Below are 427 nucleotides of genomic sequence, written 5' to 3'. Positions count from 1 at the left end.
AGTATAAAGGCACTTGCAGGAATCTGATTCAAATTGCGTTTGAAAAGTTCGAAATCATGTACAGCACCACGACTTGTGCATAAACTCAGAATTTGCTGAGTTTTATAATGAACAATGGCTTGAACTTTGAAAGTATGTGCCTTCTTCTTACCACTATAGCTTTTCTTCTGTTTTTTTAGGCCTTTGTATTGGAATTTCTGTGGCATCTACGATCACCACATTCCAGTCAATACCTTCGCCTTCAGGCAAATGCTTTGGTAAATTAAATAAATTGGACTTGATGAGGCAGTCCTCTACATGGTGTACGATTCTTGAAGCAGTGGGCTCTGACACGCCATAACTTGTTGCGACATGGAATAATGTTCGGTATTCACGCCAATAGCTTAAGCATAAGAGAATCTGATCTTCTAGGCTTAATTTAGATGGT

2 protein-coding genes are annotated in these 427 nt (G+C 38.9%); both read right to left on the bottom strand.

What is annotated here, in order from left to right; genetic code table 11:
• The coding region (locus ACF8FD_RS01785) for a transposase (protein WP_392452973.1) at window positions 1–206 on the bottom strand (206 nt) is incomplete at its 3' end.
• A partial coding sequence (locus ACF8FD_RS01780) for a transposase family protein (RefSeq protein WP_392452971.1) occupies window positions 154–427 on the bottom strand: 274 nt, incomplete at its 5' end. The genes ACF8FD_RS01785 and ACF8FD_RS01780, both read right to left, overlap by 53 nt.

This window comes from Acinetobacter sp. TYF_19 (assembly GCF_043105125.1).
In the GTDB taxonomy this organism is placed as follows: Bacteria; Pseudomonadota; Gammaproteobacteria; order Pseudomonadales; family Moraxellaceae; genus Acinetobacter; species Acinetobacter johnsonii.
The sequence above is the reverse complement of the archived record's forward strand: the minus strand, read 5'-3'. Positions and strand labels throughout refer to the sequence as shown.